The sequence below is a fragment of the Pseudomonas sp. YQ_6 genome (assembly GCF_043103245.1).
Taxonomy (GTDB): Bacteria; Pseudomonadota; Gammaproteobacteria; order Pseudomonadales; family Pseudomonadaceae; genus Aquipseudomonas; species Aquipseudomonas alloputida.
Genome location: NZ_JBICJR010000033.1, coordinates 26,084 through 43,186, shown reverse-complemented (window position 1 = coordinate 43,186; position 17,103 = coordinate 26,084). Strand labels below are relative to the sequence as shown.

Annotated in this window: 18 protein-coding genes; 6 read left to right on the top strand and 12 right to left on the bottom strand. The window is 61.7% G+C overall.

Translation table 11 applies throughout. The features are described 5' to 3' along the window. Positions 1-55: 55 nt before the first annotated feature. Positions 56-1,102 (bottom strand): dihydroorotase, encoded by a 1,047-nt coding sequence (gene pyrC, locus ACF8FG_RS10840; RefSeq protein ID WP_014589913.1) that lies wholly within the window; start codon positions 1,100-1,102, stop codon positions 56-58. 130 nt (positions 1,103-1,232) lie between these two features. Here pyrC and ACF8FG_RS10835 point away from each other — a divergent pair, with 130 nt between their 5' ends. Beyond that, positions 1,233-2,213, top strand: coding sequence for an OmpA family protein (locus tag ACF8FG_RS10835; protein ID WP_019438141.1), 981 nt, complete (start codon positions 1,233-1,235; stop codon positions 2,211-2,213). A gap of 309 nt (positions 2,214-2,522) precedes the next feature. Then, positions 2,523-3,740, top strand: coding sequence for an argininosuccinate synthase (locus ACF8FG_RS10830; protein ID WP_003254941.1), 1,218 nt, complete (start codon positions 2,523-2,525; stop codon positions 3,738-3,740). 67 nt (positions 3,741-3,807) lie between these two features. Here the strand turns inward: ACF8FG_RS10830 and ACF8FG_RS10825 are convergent, their stop codons facing one another. After that, complete coding sequence (locus ACF8FG_RS10825) at positions 3,808-4,290, bottom strand: hypothetical protein (protein WP_014589915.1); 483 nt, start codon at positions 4,288-4,290, stop codon at positions 3,808-3,810. Positions 4,291-4,658: 368 nt separating this feature from the next. Between ACF8FG_RS10825 and ACF8FG_RS10820 the strand changes: the two genes are divergently transcribed. Then, entirely contained in the window at positions 4,659-5,282 is a 624-nt protein-coding gene (locus ACF8FG_RS10820) for a response regulator transcription factor (protein ID WP_003254939.1), read from the top strand. A 69-nt stretch (positions 5,283-5,351) separates the two neighbouring features. Here ACF8FG_RS10820 and ACF8FG_RS10815 read toward each other — a convergent pair whose 3' ends face one another. The 7 genes from ACF8FG_RS10815 to metG all read right to left on the bottom strand — a co-directional run bounded on the left by ACF8FG_RS10815 (position 5,352) and on the right by metG (position 11,054). Continuing rightward, the gene (locus ACF8FG_RS10815; RefSeq protein ID WP_010952256.1) at positions 5,352-5,528 is read right to left on the bottom strand and encodes a PA3496 family putative envelope integrity protein; all 177 of its coding nucleotides are present in this window, start codon (positions 5,526-5,528) and stop codon (positions 5,352-5,354) included. Between the two features lie 104 nt (positions 5,529-5,632). Next, positions 5,633-6,271 carry an endonuclease III gene (gene nth, locus ACF8FG_RS10810; RefSeq protein ID WP_014589916.1) on the bottom strand — a complete coding sequence of 213 codons (639 nt, stop codon included), beginning with the start codon at positions 6,269-6,271 and terminating at the stop codon, positions 5,633-5,635. 4 nt (positions 6,272-6,275) lie between these two features. Continuing rightward, the gene (locus ACF8FG_RS10805; RefSeq protein ID WP_014589917.1) at positions 6,276-6,800 is read right to left on the bottom strand and encodes a hypothetical protein; all 525 of its coding nucleotides are present in this window, start codon (positions 6,798-6,800) and stop codon (positions 6,276-6,278) included. After that, positions 6,793-7,395: an RnfABCDGE type electron transport complex subunit G gene (locus ACF8FG_RS10800; protein WP_019438143.1), complete on the bottom strand. Its 603-nt coding sequence runs from the start codon at positions 7,393-7,395 to the stop codon at positions 6,793-6,795. The genes ACF8FG_RS10805 and ACF8FG_RS10800 overlap by 8 nt, the downstream gene beginning before the upstream one ends. After that, entirely contained in the window at positions 7,392-8,363 is a 972-nt protein-coding gene (locus tag ACF8FG_RS10795) for an RnfABCDGE type electron transport complex subunit D (RefSeq protein ID WP_014589919.1), read from the bottom strand. The genes ACF8FG_RS10800 and ACF8FG_RS10795 overlap by 4 nt, the downstream gene beginning before the upstream one ends. Beyond that, positions 8,360-8,908 (bottom strand): Rnf-Nqr domain containing protein, encoded by a 549-nt coding sequence (locus ACF8FG_RS10790; protein ID WP_144179916.1) that lies wholly within the window; start codon positions 8,906-8,908, stop codon positions 8,360-8,362. The genes ACF8FG_RS10795 and ACF8FG_RS10790 overlap by 4 nt, the downstream gene beginning before the upstream one ends. 106 nt (positions 8,909-9,014) lie before the next feature. Then, positions 9,015-11,054, bottom strand: a complete 2,040-nt coding sequence (gene metG, locus ACF8FG_RS10785) for a methionine--tRNA ligase (protein WP_014589921.1) — start codon at positions 11,052-11,054, stop codon at positions 9,015-9,017. Between the two features lie 158 nt (positions 11,055-11,212). Here metG and apbC point away from each other — a divergent pair, with 158 nt between their 5' ends. Beyond that, complete coding sequence (apbC, locus tag ACF8FG_RS10780) at positions 11,213-12,307, top strand: iron-sulfur cluster carrier protein ApbC (protein WP_318078428.1); 1,095 nt, start codon at positions 11,213-11,215, stop codon at positions 12,305-12,307. 252 nt (positions 12,308-12,559) lie between these two features. On the opposite strand, the gene ACF8FG_RS10775 is transcribed toward apbC, so the two are convergent. Then, positions 12,560-12,769, bottom strand: a complete 210-nt coding sequence (locus tag ACF8FG_RS10775; protein ID WP_003254922.1) for a cold-shock protein — start codon at positions 12,767-12,769, stop codon at positions 12,560-12,562. Between the two features lie 327 nt (positions 12,770-13,096). On the opposite strand from ACF8FG_RS10775, the gene dcd reads away from it, so the two are divergent. Both dcd and ACF8FG_RS10765 read left to right on the top strand, forming a co-directional pair. Beyond that, positions 13,097-13,663: a dCTP deaminase gene (gene dcd / locus ACF8FG_RS10770; RefSeq protein ID WP_003254920.1), complete on the top strand. Its 567-nt coding sequence runs from the start codon at positions 13,097-13,099 to the stop codon at positions 13,661-13,663. A gap of 94 nt (positions 13,664-13,757) precedes the next feature. Further along, on the top strand, positions 13,758-13,985 hold the full coding sequence (locus ACF8FG_RS10765; protein ID WP_003254918.1) for a hypothetical protein: 228 nt from the start codon (positions 13,758-13,760) through the stop codon (positions 13,983-13,985). A gap of 6 nt (positions 13,986-13,991) precedes the next feature. Here the strand turns inward: ACF8FG_RS10765 and pdeM are convergent, their stop codons facing one another. Then, positions 13,992-14,642: a ligase-associated DNA damage response endonuclease PdeM gene (gene pdeM / locus ACF8FG_RS10760; protein WP_019438146.1), complete on the bottom strand. Its 651-nt coding sequence runs from the start codon at positions 14,640-14,642 to the stop codon at positions 13,992-13,994. Then, entirely contained in the window at positions 14,639-17,089 is a 2,451-nt protein-coding gene (locus ACF8FG_RS10755; RefSeq protein ID WP_019438147.1) for a ligase-associated DNA damage response DEXH box helicase, read from the bottom strand. The genes pdeM and ACF8FG_RS10755 overlap by 4 nt, the downstream gene beginning before the upstream one ends. Positions 17,090-17,103 lie beyond the last annotated feature (14 nt).

The following is a 17,103-nucleotide window of genomic DNA, read 5'->3' as shown; positions in this document are numbered from 1 at the left end:
TGGCGAGGACCGCTGCTGCCTTGGGTGTCCAGGTCGTCTTCGTAAAGGTCTTCGCTCACGCGTTTTTCTCCAGCAGGCGCCAGCGCAGTTTTTCGCCAGCGCGCAGCGGGACTACGGTTTGCTCGCCAAATGGCAGGCTTTCCGGAGCGGTCCATTCTTCGCGGACCAGGGTAATGGTTTCGGTGTTCGCCGGCAGGCCATAGAAGGCCGGGCCGTGCAGGCTGGCGAAGCCTTCCAGCTTGTCCAGCGCGTTACGCTGCTCGAACGCTTCGGCGTACATCTCGATGGCCGCATAAGCGGTGTAGCAACCCGCGCAACCGCAGGCTGCTTCCTTGGCGTGACGGGCATGAGGTGCCGAGTCGGTGCCGAGGAAGAACTTCGGATTGCCGCTGGTGGCTGCATCCAGCAAGGCCACCTGGTGGGTGTTGCGCTTGAGGATCGGCAGGCAGTAGAAGTGCGGGCGAATGCCGCCAACCAGCATGTGGTTGCGGTTGTACAGCAGGTGCTGGGCGGTGATGGTCGCACCCACGTTGGCCGGGGCCTCGGTGACGAACTGCGCGGCGTCGCTGGTGGTGATGTGTTCGAACACCACTTTCAGCGTCGGGAAGCGCTCGACCACACGGCGCATGTGCTCGTCGATGAAGCGCTTCTCGCGGTCGAACACGTCGATCTCGCTGCGGGTCACTTCGCCATGCACCAACAGCGGCATGCCAACTTCCGCCAGCGCCTCTATGGCCGGGAAGATGTTGTCGATGCTGGTCACGCCCGAATCGGAGTTGGTGGTGGCGCCGGCCGGGTACATTTTGGCGGCGTACACGAAACCGCTGGCCTTGGCCGCGCGGATGTCCTCGGGGCTGGTGCGGTCGGTGAGGTACAGCACCATCAGCGGCTCGAAGCGACTGCCGGCCGGGCGGGCAGCCAGAATGCGCTCACGGTAGGCACCAGCCTGCTCGGCATTACGCACCGGAGGATTCAGGTTGGGCATGATGATGGCACGGGCGAAGGTACGCGCCACGTCGCCAACGGTGTGGGGCAGGACGGCACCATCGCGCAGATGGATGTGCCAGTCGTCGGGGCGCAGGAGGGTCAGGCGATCGGACATTGGGGATTCCAGGCGGGTCGAACTCAAGCCCCAATCCTACCGGAAAACCCCGGGGCGAGCACGGCTATCAAGTTTTCAGGACAGCGTCCGATAGCCTGCAGGTAAGCCGTCAGAATTTGTGGAGCCGCCCGTGCGCCAGCGTTACCTAGCCCTGTTGACCCTGTTCGCCAGCCTGCCGGCCGGCGCACTGACTTTCCAGACGCGCATGGAGAACATTGCCTGGAAGGTCGAGGGTGACCAGTTCGAGTGCCGTCTGAGCCAGCCGATCGAAGGTTTCGGCAGCGGTACGTTCGTGCGTCGGGCAGGCGAGCAGCCGGTGTTCCAGCTGCGGTCGGACAGCAACGTACTGGGTGCAGGCACCGCCAGCCTGTTGGCCGCGGCAGCGCCGTGGCAACCAGGGCGTGGCGATATCAACCTGGGCAATGTGCGTATGGCCCGCAGTGGTGTGCTGTTCAGCTCCTCCCAAGGGCAGGCCAGCCGGCTGATCAACGGCTTGCTCGACGGGCGTAGCACCGTCGTGCGCAACTACACCGGTGAGGCAGGCAGGCCGATGGAGGTGCGAGTGCTGCCGGTCAGCTTCGCCAAAGCCTACAATGACTATCAGGTCTGTGCTGGCAAACTGTTGCCGATGAACTACGACCAGGTGCGCCAGACCCAGGTGGGTTTTCCCGGGGGCGGTATCGAGCTGGATGCAGCAGCCAAGGCGCGGCTGGACGTGATCCTCGATTACATGAAAGCCGACCCGACGGTGAACCATGTCGAGCTCAATGGGCATTCCGACAACAGTGGCAACCGCCTGGCCAACCGCGACCTGTCACGCCGCCGCGCATTGGCCGTGGCCGATTATTTCAAGGCTAATGGTGTGCCGGACGAGCAGATCACTGTGCGCTTCCATGGCGAGCGTTATCCGCTCGCGAAGAACAACAGTGCGTCGAATCGAGCGCGTAATCGGCGGGTGAATATCGAGCTTGATAGGCTGGCGGTGGTTGAGAAACCGGTGGAAAAGCCGGTTGAGCAAGCGGCGCCGGGTGTTGCACCGGTATCAGGGCCTGTTCCAGCGGGTCCGGCTGCTGCACCTGCCTCGGGCGTCCCGGGGGCGAAGGCGCCCTGAGATCTGGTCGGTGCATGTCATGGGCTCGCATCAAGGCGGACACCTGGCGGCGCTCGGTCTCACAGGCGCAGAATGTGTCGAGGCGGACACCTGGCGGCGCTCGATCTCACAGGCGCTGAACTCCTCAAGGCATGCACGCTGCGGCTCGACGCCCCTCCATGGTCCTCATGCCACATCCTGCAACCGACCGCCCGTCGCCCCTACGAAAGTTCCTGTCGCTTTGTCGTCAGAAGCTGTCGCCCCACTGTAAATTTATCCGCAACGCCGGTAGAATCGGTCCCTTTCCGTACAACCCCGTGGAGTGATGGCATGGCGGACGTAAAAAAGGTCGTACTGGCGTATTCCGGCGGCCTTGATACTTCGGTGATTCTCAAGTGGCTGCAGGATACCTACAACTGCGAAGTGGTGACCTTCACCGCTGACCTGGGGCAGGGCGAAGAGGTCGAACCGGCCCGTGCCAAGGCCCAGGCAATGGGCGTTAAAGAGATCTACATCGACGACCTGCGCGAAGAATTCGTGCGTGATTTCGTGTTCCCGATGTTCCGCGCCAACACCGTCTACGAAGGCGAGTACCTGCTGGGTACTTCCATCGCCCGTCCGCTGATCGCCAAGCGTCTGATCGAAATCGCCAACGAAACCGGCGCTGACGCCATTTCCCATGGCGCCACCGGCAAGGGTAACGACCAGGTGCGCTTCGAGCTCGGTGCTTATGCCCTGAAGCCAGGCGTCAAGGTCATCGCCCCATGGCGCGAGTGGGACCTGCTGTCCCGCGAAAAGCTGATGGACTACGCCGAGAAGCACGGCATCCCGATCGAGCGCCACGGCAAGAAGAAGTCGCCGTACTCGATGGACGCCAACCTGCTGCACATCTCCTACGAGGGCGGTGTCCTGGAAGATACCTGGACCGAGCACGAAGAAGACATGTGGCGCTGGAGTGTCTCGCCTGAGAATGCCCCGGATCAGGCTACCTACATCGAACTGACCTACCGCAATGGTGACATCGTTGCCATCGACGGCGTCGAGAAATCCCCGGCCACCGTCCTGGCAGACCTGAACCGTATCGGTGGTGCCAACGGCATCGGCCGTCTGGACATCGTCGAAAACCGTTACGTCGGCATGAAGTCGCGCGGTTGCTACGAAACGCCTGGCGGTACCATCATGCTCAAGGCACACCGTGCCATCGAGTCGATCACCCTGGACCGCGAAGTCGCTCACCTGAAAGATGAGCTGATGCCAAAGTATGCCAGCCTGATCTACACCGGCTACTGGTGGAGCCCGGAACGTCTGATGCTGCAACAGATGATCGATGCTTCGCAGGTCAACGTGAATGGTGTGGTGCGCCTGAAACTGTACAAGGGCAATGTGACCGTGGTTGGCCGCAAGTCGGACGATTCGCTGTTCGATGCCAACATCGCCACCTTTGAAGAAGATGGTGGTGCGTACAACCAGGCAGATGCTGCGGGCTTCATCAAGCTCAACGCACTGCGTATGCGCATTGCCGCCAACAAGGGCCGTTCGCTGCTCTGATTGCTGGCGTGTGCGAAAACCCCGGCTCAGTCCGGGGTTTTTTTATGCCCGCGCAAAGGCGGGTCGTTCAACTTCGATGGCTCACATCATCGCCCTCAAGTGTGCTGATCGAAAGCTGCGCACATTGACGTCTGTCCAGATTACAAAAGCGCCAGACTCGTGTTGGCTCGGGCGGTTGGGCAAGTGCGTGCAAGAGTTGTTGCTCCATCATGCGATAGGCGTCGGGGCCAGAGAACATGAATGTGACAGGCTCGCCCTGTACCGCCTCTTGGGCATCATTGGAAATAGCGGGTGTGACCACACTGTTCAGTGCTGGCGTGTTGGGCTGTGCTGTGCTGTCGGGTAGCGGGTTGTAGAACGACTTGTAATTGAAGTTGAGCGTCAGAAAGAACAGTGCCGTCAGAAAGAATGGAAAGCCTACCAGGAACCAGGTGTAGAGCTTTTGGCTGGACTCGCCGAGAAATGGCAGTGTGGCAAGGGCGGAGGCTTCGATGATCCCCGCGAAGATGGCAATGATCGTCAGCGGGGCGACAGGTTGTGCTTGGGTCATATAGGCCGTCTCCAGCGGTTTTGTCCATCTTTACCTTACTGCTGTACTCAACTAAAGGCTGGATTGTTTCCCGGGGGAGGAATGATCGTCAGAGAACCTCGTTGTGTTGCTTTTTCGACGTGCTTGAGTCGGAAGTTTTCCTTTGCTGAAGATCAGTCTTCAACTGGTACGTTTATGTCAGTGGGTGGTACCGTTTCTTTCGGTAATAAGTAATTTGTTTGTTACAACCATAGTCATTGTGTGTAGGAAGTTTCTGTAAGTTCTGTAGGCTTTGTCTGTCCATGGCTTTCGCTGGTAAATCGCCGCGCCAGCAAGCGTCCTGTCGGTTATCTTGGCGTGCCAAAGCAACAACAATGTATGGATATCGCATGAATAAAGTGCTTATCGTGGATGATCATCCGGTCATACGCCTGGCCGTACGCATGCTGATGGAGCGGCATGGGTATGACGTTGTGGCGGAGACTGACAATGGGGTGGCTGCGTTGCAGCTGACACGGCAACACCTGCCGGATATCGTGGTGCTGGATATCGGTATCCCGAAACTGGATGGCCTGGAGGTGATCGCCCGCATGGCGACGTTCAGCCCGGGTAGCAAAGTACTGGTGCTGACGTCACAGGCCCCCGGCAACTTTTCGATGCGCTGCATGCAGGCAGGGGCGGCGGGTTACGTGTGCAAGCAACAGGAGCTTACCGAACTGCTCAGCGCTATCAAGGCTGTGTTGTCGGGTTACAGCTACTTCCCCAACCAGGCCTTGCATGCGTCACGTGGCAGGGGGGCGGGCAGCGAGACGGATATGGTGAATCGCCTTTCTGCGCGAGAAATGACGGTGCTGCAACAACTGGCGCGAGGGCGTTCGAACAAGGAGATTGCCGACAGCATGTACCTCAGCAACAAGACGGTCAGTACCTACAAGTCGCGGCTCTTGCTCAAGCTCAATGCACGGTCGCTGGTTGACCTGATCGAGCTGGCGCAACGGCAAGGTCTGAACTGATCGCCAAGCCTTGAAGCCTCCAGACGGAGGCTTTGCCAAGGCTATGGGGCCATGACTACGGGACCCGCACTACAGGTCGTAATCGAAATCGGCCAACTGCTTTTGCAGGCGCCGTTCTTCCAGCATGTTGTCGATGGTGCGGCGTTTGCTCAGGTTGGTCTTTGCGATTTCAACCTGTGGCTCCGCGTCGTCGTCTGCGGCAACAAAATCATCATCGATCGACAGGTCGTCTTTATCGGTACTCATGAGTCGCTCCAAGCCAAGGGGCCATTGGCCGTCCTTATAACCAGAAAGCAGACGCTGGTAAAAAAGATTTTTTCAATCGATGTGAGTGGTTTTTGGCTATCGGCTCAATCGTCGGAGGTTTTGTGCTTGTACTCGCACAAATCTTCGATCCTGCAGCTTCCGCACCTTGGCTTGCGCGCCTGGCATACGTAGCGCCCGTGCAGGATCAGCCAGTGGTGGGCGTCGAGCAGATAGTCCTTGGGTACAAACTTGACCAGTTTCTTTTCCACTTCCAGCACCGTTTTGCCTGGCGCGATGCCCGTTCGGTTACTCACCCGGAAGATATGGGTATCCACGGCCATGGCCGGTTGGCGAAACGCCGTGTTAAGCACCACATTGGCGGTTTTTCGGCCGACACCGGGTAGCGCCTCCAACGCTTCGCGGGTTTGCGGTACCTGGCTGTCGTGGCGCTCGATCAGCAGCCGGCACGTTTCTATGACATTCTTGGCCTTGCTGTTGTAAAGCCCGATGGTCTTGATGTATTCGCTGAGGCCTTCAACGCCCAGGGCATGGATGGCCTCGGGGGTGTTGGCGACGGGGAACAGGCGGGCAGTGGCCTTGTTGACGCCGACGTCGGTGGATTGCGCGGACAGTGTCACGGCGACCAGCAGTTCAAACGGGGTCGTGTAGGCCAGTTCGGTCTTGGGGTCGGGGTTGTCTTCGTGCAGCCTGCGAAAAATCTCCAGGCGTTTGGCGGCATTCATGAAATCAGGGCTTTCCTTGACAATGTGGGTGGGCTGGGCCCGGAAGCAGGCGATTGTACAAGGCCAACAGCAGACCCAGCAGCAGTAGCGCACCGGGGGCGAGGCTGGCCAGGTGCAGCTCGGCATGGTCAGCCAGCCATTGGCGACTGGCGCCCAGCAGCAGGCAAATGGCAAAGACAGCGCCGAGGTGCCTTGCGAGCAGGCGCCAGCGGTGTTGGTCAGGCAACAGGTGGTCACTGGCCAGGCATTGCAGGCACAACAATGCGGGATAGTGGCCCAAAGCAATGGCCAGTGGTAGCAGCCAGGCCCGCATGGCCAACTGCAGGCAACTGGCCAACGCAGCCAGCAGCAGCAGGCTAGCCAGTACATATGCCCAGCTGGCCATGTGTTTACGCAGTGGCGCCAGCAACAGTTGGTGCAGGCACCCCATCAGTACTGCGCACAGGCCGATGGCCGCGCCTTCAGCCAGCGTTCGGGTGGCACCCAGCAGTGGCGCCAGGCTCATGGCCAGCAGGCAGAACCTATTCATGGGTGGCGCCCTCCAGCAATACACTACGCTGCTCGTCGAAATAGCTCAGCGCATCCTGCAATGCGGCGATCACCGCGCGCGAGGTCACGGTTGCGCCGGCCAATTGGTCAAAGTCACCCTGGTCCCGCTTCAGCGCCCAGTGATCGCCCTGATCGCGGTTGTTGAACTGACTCAGCCAGTGCAATCGCGGATCCCCCAGGCGATCGCCCAGCCCGGGGCTTTCCTGTTGTTCGACAACCTGGCTGCCGATCAGCCGGCCGTCCGTGGTGATGGCGACGCTCAGCACGATCGGCCCGGCATACCCCTGGGCCTGTGTTATCAGGATAATGGCGCTTGGCTTACCTGCCACAGTGGCACGGTAAGCTGCCAGGATACGGCTGTTGGGCCTCTGTGCGGCGGGCCTTGGCAGTGGGCTTTCCAGGGGCTGGTTGTCATAGCTACCGTCGGGCAGCACGGCCAGTCGCAGGCGGCTTTGCAGCTGCTTTTCAGCGCCGGCGATGGCCGGACCGGTCCACTGCCGCCAGGCCAGGGTGGCGGACACTGCCAATACTCCCGTCAGCAGCAACAGGCCCACATTCCGAACCCCGCGCTTCATCGGGCTGCCTGCTGACGCTGCGCAGCCATGCGCTCGAGTGCCGGTGCGAAAAGGTTCATCAGCAGGACGGCGAACGCGGTGCCATCCGGATAGCTGCCCCACGTACGAATCAGGTAGATGAGCACCCCTGTTCCTACGCCGAAGCACAGTTTGGCCCAGTCGTCTCGGGGGCCGGATACTGGCTCGGTCGCAATGAAGAATGCTGCCAGCATGGTCGAGCCGGAAAACAGGTGCAGCAAAGGCGAGCCATTGGAGTCCGACCCCGAACCGTTCCAGCCCAACAGGCTGAATACCAATAGCCCTGCCAGCAAACCTGCCGGTGCATGCCAACTGATCACCTTGCGCTGCAGCAAGAACAGGCCGCCAAGCAGGAATGCCAGGTTGACCCATTCGCTGCCTGCCCCGCCAATGTTGCCAAAGCCCGGATGGCTGGCAAACAGCTCGTCGATGGTCAGGCTGCGGTTGTGGCGCAAGCCGTCGAGCAATGTCGGCCGGGCCCAGGCATCGATCTGTTCGCCCCCAGCGAACACCTGCTGCACGCTGTCGAGCAGGCCTGGGGCCTGCCCAGGCCAATGGTTCATCTGCAACGGGAAGCTGAGCAGCACGAAGGCATAGCCCACCATGGCTGGATTGAACAGATTTCGCCCCACCCCACCGTAGGCCTGCTTGCCGATACCGATCGCGACACTTGCCGCGATGACCGGCAGCCACCATGGCGCCAAGGTGGGCAGGGCGGCCGCCAGCAGCACGGCGGTCACCAGTGCGCTGCCGTCGTTTAGCGCCTGGCTCAGTGATTGGCTGCGCAGTGCCAGCAGCAATGCCTCGCACAGCAGCGCGGCACTGGCGCACAGCAACAGGTTCAGCATCATGCCCCAGCCATGCAGCCACAACAGCGCCAGCAGTCCAGGCGTGCAGGCTAGCAAGACCAGGCCCATGCTGGTGCGTAGGCGCGGATCGGGACTGCTCATTGGCCAAACATTCCGTTGAAACCGGAAAATGCCATGGCCATCACCCCGGCACCGATCAATTCGATGGGCAGGCCGCGCAGTACGTTGGGGATATCGGCGTGGGCGCTGCGCTGGCGCAGGTCGGCGAACACCATCAGCGCCAGCCAGAAGCCGCCACCCGTCAGCAAGCCTTGGAGCAGCATGGTTGGCCAGGTGCTGTTGTCGCTTGTCTGCTGCAGCGCCAGCCCAAGCGCTGCTGCATTGCTTAACAGCAGCGCTGGCAGCCCCACTACAGGCCAGGCCGGGCGCCACTTGGCCAAAAGCCAGGGCAGGCCCCAGGCGAGCAAAGCCAGCCAGGGCAATAGCAGAAACAGGGCAAGATCGTGGATGTGCAACGGGGCAAGTACCGCGTGCACCAGCAGCTGCGCGCCGATTACGCCCAGGGCGATGCACAGGGCGCAGGCCAGGCCGTGCACCTGCAGTTGCAGCCCGGGGAGTGGCTGTCGAAGCAGGCACAGGTGATTGATCAGTGCGGCGCTGATCAGGACCAGGATGTAGTCATTCATGAGATGACGATAGCCGGGAATCGGGGCGATTGTCCGGGTTTGACATGAAGGGGCCTGCGTAATTGTGGGAGCGGGCAGGCCGCTCCCACAATGGCCCGCAGGGCGGTTACTTGATGCGCTGGCCTGGCTTGGCGCCGCTGTCCGGGCTCAGCAGGTAGATTTCTTCACCGCCAGGGCCGGCAGCCATGACCATGCCTTCGGACACGCCAAAGCGCATCTTCCGGGGTTTGAGGTTGGCTACCATCATGGTCAGGCGGCCTTCCAGCTTGGACGGGTCTGGGTAGGCCGACTTGATGCCGGAGAACACGTTGCGTCGCTCGTCACCAATGTCCAGGGTCAGTTGCAGCAACTTGTCGGCACCCGCCACGGCTTCAGCCTTGACGATCAGCGCCACACGCAGGTCGACGGCAGCGAAGGTATCGAACTCGATCTCTGCCGATAGCGGGTCCTTGGCCAGTTCGCCATTGCCCGCCGGGGCCTTGGCTTCGGCAGCCAGCAGGTCTTCCTTGCTGGCAGCGACCATGGCTTCGACCTTGGCCGGTTCGATACGGCTCATCAGGGCCTTGAACGGGTTAAGCGGGTGGTTTTCCAGGCGTGTCAGGTGGTCGTTCCAGGTCAGCGGGGCCACGTTGAGGAAAGCCTCGGCGTCAGCGGCCAGCACCGGCAGTACCGGTTTGAGGAAGATCACCAGCTGGCGGAACAGGTTGATGCCTTGGGCGCAGATGGCCTGGACTTCATCCTGCTTGCCTTCCTGCTTGGCCAGTGACCACGGTGCCTTGTCGGCGATCCAGGCGTTGGCGCGGTCGGCCAGTGCCATGATTTCGCGCATGGCGCGGCCAAAATCACGGGCCTCATAGGCTTCGGCGATGGAAGGTGCGGCAGCCAGGAAGGCTTCGGTCAGCTCAGGCGCGGCATCACCGCTTACCATCACACCTTCGTTGCCCTTGTGGATGAAACCGGCGCAGCGGCTGGCAATGTTGACGACCTTGCCGACCAGGTCGGAGTTGACCTTCTGTACGAAGTCTTCCAGGTTCAGGTCCAGGTCGTCGACGCCACGGCCCAGCTTGGCCGCATAGTAGTAACGCAGGTATTCCGGCTGCAGGTGGTCCAGGTAGGTGCGGGCCTTGATGAAGGTGCCGCGTGACTTGGACATCTTGGCGCCGTTGACCGTCAGGTAGCCGTGCACATTGACCGCGGTCGGCTTGCGGAAGCCGGCGCCTTCGAGCATGGCTGGCCAGAACAGGGCGTGGAAGTTGACGATGTCCTTGCCGATGAAGTGGTACAGCTCGGCCTTGGAGCCTTCGTTCCAGAAGGCGTCGAAGTCCAGCTCCGGGCGGCGCGCGCAGAGGTTCTTGAAGCTGGCCATGTAGCCGATTGGTGCATCCAGCCATACGTAGAAGTATTTGCCAGGCTCACCCGGGATCTCGAAGCCGAAGTATGGCGCGTCGCGGGAGATATCCCACTCCTGCAGGCCGGAGTCCAGCCATTCCGCCAGCTTGTTGGCTACCGCGTCCTGCAGGGTGCCGCTTCGGGTCCACTGCTGCAGCATGGCCTGGAAGTCTGGCAGCTTGAAGAAGAAATGCTGGGAGTCACGCAATACCGGGGTGGCACCGGAGATCGCTGACTTGGGGTTCTTCAGCTCGGTGGGTGCGTAGGTGGCACCGCATTTTTCGCAGTTGTCGCCGTACTGGTCTTCGGCCGCGCACTTCGGGCAGGTGCCCTTGATGAAGCGGTCGGCAAGGAACATGCCTTTTTCCGGGTCGAAGTACTGGGTCACCGACCGGGTGGCGATGTGCCCGGCTTCGCGCAGGCGCGAGTAGATCAGGCTCGACAGCTCGCGGTTCTCTTCGCTGTGGGTGGAGTGGAAATTGTCGAAGTCCACCAGGAAGTCGGCGAAATCGCTGCTGTGCTCGGCCTGGACGTTGGCGATCAGCTGTTCCGGGGTGATACCTTCCTTTTCGGCGCGCAGCATGATGGCCGAACCGTGGGCGTCGTCGGCGCAGACATAGATGCATTGGTTGCCGCGCAGCTTCTGGAAGCGCACCCACATGTCCGTCTGGATGTACTCCAGCATATGGCCGAGATGGATCGATCCATTGGCATAGGGCAGGGCGCTGGTGACGAGAATCTGGCGTGGCTCGGACATGGTGGCTCGGCTACTTATCTGGCTACGGGGTAAAAATGAGGGTGATCGGCCACTATAAAGGGCTGGCGAAGATATTTCACCCCGCAAGCGCATCTGCTGACGATTGACGGGTTAGGATAGGCGGCTGTTTTACATTCAGTTTGCCAATGGGAGTCTCCATGAGTGCCGTCACCCGTGCCGCCGTTGAAGGCGTGCTTCGCCAGTACACCGACCCCTACCTGAACCAGGACCCGGTCAGCGCCGGCTGCGTGCGCGCCATCGATATCCAGGGCGGGCAGGTCAGCGTGCAGTTGCAGTTGGGTTATGCCGCAGGGCTGTTCAAGAACGGCTGGGCCCAGGTGCTGCAGACCGCCATTGGCAGCCTCGAGGGGGGCACTGGCGCCCAGGTTTCGATCGATTGCGTGGTGGCCGCGCACAAGGCCCAGGCCCAGGTGCCAGCCATGGCCAACGTCAAGAACATCATTGCCGTGGCCTCGGGCAAGGGCGGTGTGGGCAAGTCGACCACCGCTGCCAACCTGGCCTTGGCCCTCGCACGCGAAGGCGCACGGGTAGGTATTCTCGATGCCGATATCTACGGCCCCAGTCAGGGGGTGATGTTCGGCATCGCCGAGGGTACCCGTCCACAGATTCGTGAGCAGAAGTGGTTCGTGCCGATCAAGGCCCACGGCGTGGAAGTCATGTCCATGGCCTTCCTCACCGACGACAACACGCCGATGGTATGGCGTGGCCCGATGGTCTCTGGCGCGCTGCTGCAACTGGTCACCCAGACCGCTTGGGATGACCTGGATTACCTGGTGATCGATATGCCGCCGGGTACCGGTGACATCCAGCTGACCCTGGCACAAAAGGTGCCGGTGGTCGGCTCGGTGATCGTCACCACGCCACAGGACCTGGCGCTGCTGGATGCCAAGAAGGGCGTGGAAATGTTCCGCAAGGTCAACATTCCGGTGCTGGGCGTGGTCGAGAACATGGCCGTGCATATCTGCTCGAATTGCGGCCATGCCGAACACCTGTTCGGTGAAGGTGGCGGCGAGAAGCTGGCCAGCCAGTATGGCGTCGACCTGCTGGCGTCGCTGCCGTTGTCGATGCTGATACGTGAGCAGGCCGACAGCGGCAAGCCGACGGCGATCGCCGAGCCGGAAAGCCAGATTGCCATGGTTTACCAGGAGCTGGCCCGCCAGGTAGGCGCGCGGATCGTGCTGCAGGAAGCTGCGGCGCCGGCAATGCCCAGCATTACCATCAGCGAAGACTGACGCATTCCCTGTGGGGGCAACTGTCTTGCTCAATTTCTAAAAGCTGGCGCGATCCCTGTGGGAGCGGCCTGGCGTCGCGAAAGGGCCGCGCAGCGGCCCCAGGATCTCGGCATCATGCATAGATTGCTGGGGCCGCTTTGCGGCCCTTTCGCGACACAAGGCTCCACACACTTTCAATGCATGGCCTTCAGACAGGCATAAAAAAACCCGCCAGAAGGCGGGTTTTTTTGAAAGCTAGGAAGCTAGATCGACTTAGGCGATCTGAACTTCTTCAGCCTGCATGCCTTTCTGGCCGCGGGTAGCGACGAAAGTAACAGCCTGGCCTTCTTTCAGGGTTTTGAAGCCGTCAGCTTGGATGGCTTTGAAGTGCACGAACAGGTCGTCGCCCGACTGAGGGGTGATGAAGCCGTAGCCTTTCTCATCGTTGAACCACTTAACAACACCGGATTGACGGTTGGACATTTTTCTGTCTCCTTGGACAATTTGATAACGGTCAGGAAAAACCCTGCCCGGGACTGAGCGCAAAGAGAGCAGAAAATTCAGCGATGGGCCGATCAGGATCGTGCATCAAACTAGAGATTCTCGGTGTCACGTGCAGCACAGTGGCAACACCTTACCCCACTTTCCGCAACCTGCCAATGGTCAGAAGGCGCTTTAGGCAAATTCGGATCGGCGGCGGCTGCAGCCCCCACCCGGCGCGGGATGAGGGATGGAACTTTAACCTGGGCGCCGGGACCGGTAATATGCGCGTCACGATTTTCACCTCGCAACTCTTCAGGACACCCCGCCATGAGCATCAAATCGGACAAGTGGATTCGCCGCATGGCGCAGGAACACGGCATGATCGAGCCGTTCGTCGAGCGCCAGGTGCGCGGCGAGCAGGACAACCGCGTGATCTCCTTCGGCGTCTCCAGCTATGGGTACGACGTACGCTGCGCCGACGAATTCAAGGTGTTCACCAACATCAACTCGGCCACCGTCGACCCGAAAAATTTCGATGCTGGCAGCTTCGTCGATATCAAGAGCGACGTGTGCATCATCCCGCCAAACTCTTTCGCCCTGGCGCGCACTGTCGAATATTTCCGCATTCCCCGTGACGTGCTGACCATTTGCCTGGGCAAGAGCACCTACGCCCGTTGCGGCATCATCGTCAACGTCACGCCGCTCGAGCCTGAGTGGGAAGGCCACGTGACGTTGGAGTTTTCCAACACCACCACGCTGCCGGCGAAGATCTACGCCAACGAAGGCGTGGCGCAGATGTTGTTCTTGCAGTCCGACGAAGAGTGCGAAGTGTCGTACAAGGACCGTGGAGGCAAATACCAGGGCCAGCGCGGCGTCACCCTGCCGCGTACCTGAGCCGACAAGCGCGGGGAATTACCCGCGCCTTTGGCACTCCAACGAAGTAACGCCGGTGTGCATGATGTGCATCGGCTTTCGTCAGGAGCAGCCAATGAAACTCCATCCCGCAATCAGTGCCAAGCTGGCAGGCCTGCAGCCCAATCACGTTGGGTTGTTGCCCTGGTCACTGCTGGCGCACCCGCTGCCCATGCAGGCGGGGGGCGTGCCCCATCAGCCTGATCCCGATACCCCGCAACCGCCGGAACCCGGTGAGACGCCTCCCATGGAGCCGGGTGAGCCGACCTTGCCGGACGAGCCGCCTCCCGCCCCTGTGGCCTGAGCGTCGCTAAAGCGGCCAGACGCGTTCAGCGCCAGCCAGGTACAGCCGGCTGGCGCTGGCGGGGGTGACTTCCCACCCTCCGGTGAACTCACCGAATGCAGGTAGCAGGCTGACTTGCTCATCGATCACGAAGCAAGGCAGGCGCAAGCGCTGACGGGCCTTGCCGCGCAGGACGAAGACTGGGTGTACGTGGCCCGCCAGTACCGGGTGTGTGTGGTGGGGCTGCGGCTCGTGCTGCAGGGCAAAGGGCTCCAGAACCCAAGGCTCGTCCACGACCTGGATATCGAGCGAGGCAGGTGGATCGCCGGCGTTGCGGTCATGATTGCCGCGTATAAGCACTATTTTCAGTTCTTTGTGCCGCTTGCGCCAATCATCCACCTTGGCCAGCGTTGCCGGTGCACGGGCCGTGCGGGCATGCAGAAAGTCGCCCAGGATGATCAGTTGCTCACAGTCATGTGCGGCCAGCAGGCGATCGAGCCTGGCGAGTGTCGCCTCAGTCGTTCCACGTGGCACCGGTTGATGCAGGGCGCGGTAGCTGGCGGCCTTTCCGATGTGCACGTCGGCCACCAGCAAGGCTCGACGGGCGGGCCAGTAGATGGCTTTGTCGGCAAGCAGCCAGAGCGCCTGCCCCCAGTGTTCGATGGGTTGGTAATTCATCCCGCGTCCGCCGCTTGTTCCAGTTCCGCTACCATCCGCGCAATGCGGTCTGCCAGCTTCTCGGTGCTCAATGTCTCGCGCATGCCTTCCACCAACAAGGCAAACGCCAGGGGCCCTGGCCGCTTCAAAGCCCGCAGGTCAAGTTGCAAATCACTCATTTTCAGCAGTTGCCGATGCAACCGTTCGATTTCCAGCTCTTCGCTCAAAACTTCATTCCGCGCCTGGCCAAGCAGCAAATTCCCCGCGTCGTGCTTGCGAAACACCTCATAGAACAGTCCGCTGGAGGCCTGGATTTGCCGCGTGCTCTTCTGCGCGGCGGGATAGCCGCCAAACACCAGCCCGGCAATCTGGGCAATTTCACGAAAGCGCCGCAGTGCCATTTCCCCGGCATTCAGGCTGGCCAGCACATCTTCCAGCAGATCCCCGGTGCCGAGCGCTTGCGGCAGGTGACTGGCCCAGTCCACCTTGGCAGGGCTGAGGAGTTCGAATCCGTAGTCATTGACAGCAATCGACACCGACAGCGGTTGTGCGCGGCTGACCCGCCAGGCAATCAGATTGGCCAAGCCCAGGTTGGCCATGCGCCCGGCAAAGGGATACAGGAACAGGTGCCAGCCCTGGCGTGACTTGAAGGTTTCGGCCAGCAGCGTGCCTGTGGTGGGTAAGGCTGACCACTGCGCCTGAAGCGCAAGCAGCGGGCGTACTGCGCGCATTTCCGGCCCGTCAAAGCGTTCATGGGCGGCAGCATCGAGCTGCTCGACCAGCGCCTCGGCCAGTTCGCTCGAGAGCGGCATGCGCCCGCCGTTCCAGCGCGCTACCGCAGCCTTTCGCGCCGTGCTGCGACGCACATAGGCCGTCATGTTTTCCACGCGTACCAGCTCCAGTACCCGCCCGGCAAATACCAGCGTATCGCCGGGGCGCAGGCGGGCGATGAACGCTTCTTCAACACTGCCCAGCGTTTTCCCGCCGCCGCCCTTGCTCCAGTATTTCAGTTGCAGGTTGGCATCGCTGACGATAGTGCCGATGCCCATGCGGTGGCGCCGCGCCAGGCGTTCGCTGGTAACCCGATAAACACCGTCGGCCTGGCGCTCGACGCGCTGGTAGTCCGGATAGGCGGTCAGTGAGCTGCCGCCGTGGCAGACGAAGTCCAGCGCCCATTGCCATTGGCTGTCGCGCAACTGGCGAAAGGCCCAGGTGCTGCGCACTTCGGCGAGCAGTTGCTCCGGGTGAAAGCCACTGCCCAAGGCCATGCTGACCAGATGCTGTACCAGCACGTCCATGCACAGGCGCGGTGAAAAGCGGGCTTCGATGTGGCCGGCTATCAGCGCCTGCCGGGCCGCCGCCGCTTCCACCAGTTCCAGGCTATGGGTGGGCACCAGGGTGATCCTGGAGCGCCGCCCAGGCGCGTGTCCTGAGCGACCCGCCCGCTGCATCAGGCGGGCGATGCCCTTGGCCGAGCCAATTTGCAGCACCCGTTCCACGGGCAGAAAGTCAACGCCCAGGTCCAGGCTGGACGTGCAGATCACCGCCTTGAGGCTGCCTTGCTTGAGGCTGCGCTCGACCCAGTCGCGCGTATCACGGGCCAGCGAGGCGTGGTGCAGGGCGATCAGCCCGGCCCAGTCTGGCCTTGCCTCAAGCAGGGCCTGATACCAGATTTCTGCCTGGGCGCGGGTGTTGGTGAACACCAGGCTACTGGCACTGGCATCGATCTCGTGACTGACCTGGTCGAGCATCTTCAGGCCCATGTGTCCAGCCCAGGGGAAACGCTCGATTGCTGTTGGCAGCAGGGTGTCGACTTGCAGCGCCTTGTCTTGCCGGCCTTGCACCAGCAGGCCGCCCTGGGGCAGCAAGACATCCCGTGCGTGTTGCAGATTGCCGAGCGTTGCCGACAAGCCCCAGGTCGGTAGGCCTGGGTGCCAATGCCGCAGGCGCGCCAGGGCCAGCTGCAGTTGTACCCCGCGCTTGTTGCCAAGCAGCTCATGCCATTCATCCACTACCACCAGTTGCAGCGTGGCGAAATCCTCATGTGCCTGTGCCCGGGTCAGCAGCAGGGTCAGGCTTTCGGGGGTGGTGATCAGCACACTGGGTAGCCGCCGTGCCTGTCGGGCGCGCTCGGCACTGTTGGTGTCGCCGCTGCGCACCCCTACGCTCCAAGGCAGTTGGAGCTCATCAAGCGGCGCTTGCAACGCACGTGCGGTGTCGGCGGCCAGGGCACGCATGGGCGTCACCCACACCACCTGTATGGGGGCCAAGTGGCGGCCCTGGGGCCTGGGCTTGAACGCACGCAGCGCAGCGAGCCAGACCGCATAGGTCTTGCCGGCACCGGTACTGGCATGCAGCAAACCGGACTCGCCCCGTTCGACGGCAGCCCATACGCGCCGCTGGAAGGCGAAGGGCTTCCAGCCGCGCTTGGCAAACCAGGCATTGGCGAGGTCGGTAGCAGCAGGCATGAGGCAGATGGCCC